Origin of the sequence: Paraburkholderia sp. GAS448 (assembly GCF_050435685.1) — a bacterium.
Lineage (GTDB): Bacteria > Pseudomonadota > Gammaproteobacteria > Burkholderiales > Burkholderiaceae > Paraburkholderia.
In genome coordinates this window covers 1-5,769 of sequence record NZ_JBNDKT010000101.1, presented here as the reverse complement: position 1 = coordinate 5,769, position 5,769 = coordinate 1, and the positions used below count along the sequence as shown (strand labels likewise).

Genomic DNA, 5,769 nt, shown 5'->3' with positions numbered 1-5,769 from the left:
CGCCACGGGGGACCTGACCATCAATTCGGCCGTGACCGCGCCGGGCACGATCCAGGCGCAGGCCGGACGCGATCTCACGGTGAATGGTGCGGTACAGGGCGGCAGCACCGTGGCGCTGGCCGGGGCGCGCAATGCGACCGTCAACGGCCCGGTGGCCGCCGTCGGTAATACGAGCCTCACGGCCTCGACGGGGACGCTGACGACCACCGGCAACGTGGTGACGCTTGGCGCACTGACTGCGGCCGGGCAGCAGGGCGTGACCCTGGGCGGTACGGTCTACAGTCAGGGCAACGCCAGCGTCAGTTCGGCGGCTGGCTCGGTTGCGATCGCTGGCGCGCTGTCGAGCCTAGGCACGATCACGGTCAGCGCGGGTCAGGACGCAGGCGTCACGGGCGCGGTGCACAGCGGTCAGAGCAGCACGATCACGGCCGCGCGCGATGTGGCGCTTGACGGCGGGCTGGAAGTGGACGGCAACGGTTCGCTCGCGAACCAGGCAGACGCGACGGTGCAGGCGAACGATGCGCTCACGCTGAACGGCTCAGGGACGAACGCCGGCACCGTCGAGGCCGTTATCGATACGGCCGGCATCAAGCTTGCCGCGCCGGGCACGGTGACGCCACTCACGACTTCGTCGTCCGTGACTGTGCTTGGGCAGACCGGCCAGATTGTGGCCGGACACAACCTGAACCTGTCGGGCGGCGACCTGACGAATGCCGGCACCCTCGCTGCGGTGAACGACGTCAACATCACCGCCGCGACCGGCGCTGCGATTGCAGGCTTTACGGCAGGGACGGCCGAAGCTGCAGCGGCGAACGCCGCGTTTGCCGCGCTGGTTACTTCGATGGCCGGGCAGGTCGTGAACGGGCAGTTCAGCCTTTCGGGCATCGCCGAATCGGTGGCGATTGCCGCGATCACGGCGGGCCTGACCAACGGCATTACGTTTGACAGCAATACCGATTCGTTTGATTTCAGCCTGACCCAGAACATCGGCAATCTTCCTTCAGGGGTAAGCACACTCGGTCAGCTCGCGGGTGTCACGCCAGGCGTTGGGACATCGGTGGCGCAATCAGCTGCCTCGGTCGCGGACAATCTTCCTCAGCAGGCACTGGCCATCGGTGCCGAAGCGACACTTCAGGCTGGCGTGCAGAGCGCGATCGGTGGCGGCAGCTTCCTGACCAATCTGGAAACCGATGCAGTCAGCGATGTCGCAGCGGCAGGCGCATACGATATTGGGACGGCGTTCAACGGGCAAGCGGGCAGTCTGGGGAGCACAAGCGATCCGGCGTATGTGCTGGCTCACGCTGCACTGGGATGTGCAGCGAGCGCCGCGCTCGGCACGGGCTGTGCAGGAGGCGCGATTGGCGGGGCCATCAGTGCCGCGACGGCGAACGAGATTGCAACGGCGGTGACCGGAGGTCAGGGTATTACCGATCCGGGCCAGCTTGCCGTAATCACGGCTGCCACGATGCTGCTTGGTGGTGGCGCAGCGGCGTTACTGGGCCAGAATGCGGCAGGTGCAGCGACGGCGGCGGAAAATGAGACGCTGAACAACACCTGCGCGACGGGCCACAACTGCGGCACACTGGCGAGCGCAATCGCCGACACGGGGCGCGCGGCGTGGAATACGGTGCTGGGCGCGGCTCAGTCGGTTCCGAACCTGGTGAATGGTGCATTGCCGGGCTACCCGGACTACGTGCCGTTCCTCAGCGGTGCAATGCTGCCGTATGACGATCCGGATTTCGGGAGTCTGGTGTCGCTGGTGGGATCTGTCGGAGCGGCCTCACTTATAGGAGGAGCGGCCACAAACACGGCGGTTAGTCAGGCAGATCTCGACACGCTTGCGGCGAATGGTGTGAAATTCACGCCACAAAATGTTGTCGCGACTGGAACAACACCGAGTGGGCAAGTTGTTTTCCTCGAAACCGGCAGTTCCAGCGCCGGTCTGCAACACATCATTGAAGAACATGGTGCAGAGTTTGCGAACATGGGCGTTTCGCCAGCACAAATTCCCGAGGTTGTAATGCAAGCCGTAACGGAAGGAAACATCGTTGGCTATCAAGGTTCCGGTACTGGTCGACCTATCTATGAAGTGACGGTGAATGGTCAACAACAAAAGATCGCAGTCACAGTCGGAAGCAATGGGTTTATCGTGGGTGCGAATCCGAGGGGGAGCGTCAAATGAGAAAGATCAAGGTAATGGCCGACTATCAATGCCATCCTCTATGGGACATGTCACCTGGAATGTACAGCGACATCGACCCGAATACATTGCCCATCTCGGTGGAACTTAAGCAACAGTTCGTAGCCTGGGCACGAGTGTTCGATGAAACGCTGAATATGTCGGACCCCGCAAGCTCCGGCTTCAAAAGTTCGGAAGCAGCGGCCGCCTTCAGAGCGAAGGGTGTTCAGCTTGCCGAGCAATTGCAGAAAGAACTGGGAGCCGATTTTTTGGTTTCCGTCAAGGTGTAACTTGCGACAAACAGGACTTCAACAGCGGCAGGCGGCGTAGACTTCTACGTGAACTCACAAGGTACTGCGCTTCCCGCGACTGGCTATCGCTACATGGAGAGCCAGTACGCTGAGCAAACGCAATCGACAATGACAGCGCCGCTCAGCTATTTTGGGTTCACAAATTATTCGACACCGAGTGAGGCGTTGAATGGTTTTCAAATTGACCCGATTCAATTTAATCACGATGCGACATTCAAAGGGACATTCGATACGTTGCAGCTCTTTGGGTCTGACGGGTATTCACGAGCCAAGGACAAACGGGATTTATCCACTAAAACGTCTTATCTTTTCATCCGACAATTTGTACTACTGACTGAAATATCACAATAATGTTTTTGAAAATTGAATGAGAACTACTCGACTCGCGCGGATTACTGTCGCGACGGCGGCGACACTCTTCGCGTTGGCGGGGCCGGCACTGGCCGCTGGAATTGTCCCCGATGGCGGCACCGCCACCTCGGTGTCAACCGGCGCGAACGGCCATCAGACCGTGAACATCGCCCCGGCGTTTGGCGGCGTCTCGCACAACACCTATTCGGCATTCAACGTCGGCAAGCCTGGCGCGGACTTGAACAACACCGGCATCAACGCACAGACGATCGTCAACCAGGTCACCAGCACGAACCCGTCGCTGATCCAGGGGGCGATCGGGGTGCTGGGACCGCGCGCGAACGTGATTCTGGCGAACCCGAACGGCATCACGGTCGACGGCGGCAGCTTCGTGAACGCGGGCCATGTCGTGCTGTCCACCGGGCAGGTCAGTTTTAATGATCTGACGCTGCCGGGCGGCACGCAGCGCAACGTCGTGCTGACGACGAATGGCGGCACGATCACGATCGGTGCGGGCGGCCTGTCCGGCACGCTGGTCAACCTCGATCTGGTCGCAAAGCAGCTCGCCGTCAACGGACCGGTGACCAACGACTACACCAGTTCCACCGGCGGCGTTCGCGCGATCGTGGGAGACAGCACGACCACCTGGGATACAGGTTATTCCCCTACCGACAACGGGCATGACTGGCTGACTGGTCTCACCTCGCCCGGCGCCAGCAGCTCGGGTATCGCGGTAGACATCACGGCGCTAGGCGGCATGACGGCCGGGCGTGTCGAACTGGTCGTCACCGACAAGGGCGCGGGCGTGCACAGTCTAGGGGCGCTCTATGCGACGGCAGGCGACGTCGTCGTGTCGGCGAACGGCGATGTGGGCGTTATTGACAGTTCAGTCAAGGCTGCAGGCAACGTCAGCCTTTCTACATCGGGCGCACTGTCGCTGCAGGGTGCACAGGTCAGTGCGGCGAACAACGTGACCGTCAACGCGAACGGCATCGCATTGACCGATGACGCGACCGGCCCCTCGACCCTGAGCGCAGGCAATGCCGTGAGCCTCACCAGTGCGGGCGACATTTCGAACACGGGCAGCGTGATCCAGGCGGGTGCCCTGTCAGCGGACGGCACCCCCGTTGGCGATGGCCTGACATTGAATGCAGGCGGCAGCATCGTCAACCGGTCGACGGGTGCGAACCTCGGGGTCATCTTTGCGCAAGGTGGTGTCCTTTCGCTGAACGCTGCCGGCGACATCACCAACGAGAACGCCCGGCTTCTCGGCAACCAGGCTGTGAATCTCACCGCGCAGGGCGATGTATCCAACATCATTGACCACACCGACGGCGTCGATGGCGGCGCACCCGTGGCGTATTCCAGTACCGGCGGCAACTTCCTGTTCTTCACGCATACGACGAGCGGCTTCGATGTCGATTACGGCACGGTCAGCCAGCCCGACCAGCTGGCACTGATTGCATCGACCGGTGGTCCGGTGACGATCTCCGGCCGCAACGTGTCCAACACCGGCGGCCTGATCCAGACCAATGACGGCGATATCTCGATCACCGCGCAGCAGGCCTTCACCAATGCCGCGGTCTTCGCGGGACAGGCAAGCTATTCGCGCGGCTGCTGGATCGTTTGTCATGCGAGCGCGTCGAGTAACGTCACCCCGTACGGCGGCACGATCCAGTCCGGCGCCGATATCTCGATCACGGCGGGCACGAGCGCGGCCAACATCGGCGGCAATGTGTTTGCCGGCGGCAATATCAGCGTCATCGCGCCGGTCACCTATGCGCAGGGCGTCACCGGTTATTCGGCGATCAACCAGGATCGCGGCTTCAAGGCCTTTTTCGGCAGCACCTGGGCGCAGATTCTTGCGACCGATGTGGGTGGCGGCTTCGCTGCTGACGGCCTGGTCACGCTGGTCGGCGACGGCGTGATCGATGGCGGCTACATTTCGGGCGGCAAGGGAACCAGCGCCACCGATCACCATCGTGCGCGCGCCGTCGAGCACGCCGGTGCAGATCGGCCAGCACCTGGGCCTGACGACGTGGTGGTGGTATTGATGCGCGCGTTGGTGGAATTCATCCGGGCTGCAAGGTGGACGCTGCTGCTGGCCGTGGCTGCGCTGGTCGCTGCCATTTTCCTGAACCAGCGGGCGTACGCGCAGACCGTGCCGGGGGCGCCGCCGGTGCGCCCGGTTCAGGACCCGGCGCAGCAACTGATCGACCAGCAGCGCGCGCGGGCGCGACAGCAGCAGCTGAACCAGCCGCCCGCGTCGATCACCTTGCCGGCCCCGGAAGCGGGAACGACGCTGGAGATTCCGCCCGATACACCGGTCGACCAGATCGCCGAGACCGGCCCGACCTTCCAGGTGAGCCGGATCGTGCTGGGTGGCCCGAATGGCAGCGCGTTCGTGAACCCCACCGGCGTGCCGCAGGCGACGCTCGATGCGATCATCGCGCCGTTCACGGGGCACGCACTGGGCGCGCACCGGATCAATGTGCTGCTCAAACGTCTCACCGATGCGTTCGTGTCGGCAGGCTATGTGACCACGCGCGCCCTGCTCGGTCCGCAGAACCTCGGCACGGCCACGCTCACGGTGACCGTGCAGGTCGGCCGCATCGAGGCGTTCACGGTGAACGGCCGACCCATCCAGCGGCTTGCGAAGGATCAGGCATCGGCTGGCGGGGGCTGGCTGACGGATGCGGGCTACCAGAATGCGTTTCCCGCTGCGCCGGGTGATGCACTGAACCTCGGGGATCTCGACCAGGGCGTGGCGCAGATCAACCGGTTGCGAAGGAATCAGGCGCAGGTGCAGATCCTGCCGGGCCAGAGCCCGGGCGATTCGGTGGTTGCGATTGCGAACCAGCCCGGCGACCGTTTGTACACCACGTTGGGCGTCGACAATTACGGCAGTTCGGCGACCGGCGTCACGCG

At 63.0% G+C, this 5,769-nt stretch carries 3 protein-coding genes; all 3 read left to right on the top strand.

Features of this window, described 5'->3' with window-relative positions; translation table 11 throughout:
* Positions 1-2,182: beta strand repeat-containing protein (locus P3T23_RS47015; RefSeq protein WP_429322847.1), on the top strand; the 2,182-nt coding region annotated here is incomplete at its 5' end.
* A complete protein-coding gene (locus tag P3T23_RS47010; protein WP_429322846.1) occupies positions 2,179-2,469 on the top strand; it encodes a hypothetical protein in 291 nt (96 codons plus the stop codon). The genes P3T23_RS47015 and P3T23_RS47010, both read left to right, overlap by 4 nt.
* 388 nt (positions 2,470-2,857) lie before the next feature.
* On the top strand, positions 2,858-5,769 hold a 2,912-nt coding region (locus P3T23_RS47005), incomplete at its 3' end, for a filamentous hemagglutinin N-terminal domain-containing protein (RefSeq protein WP_429322845.1).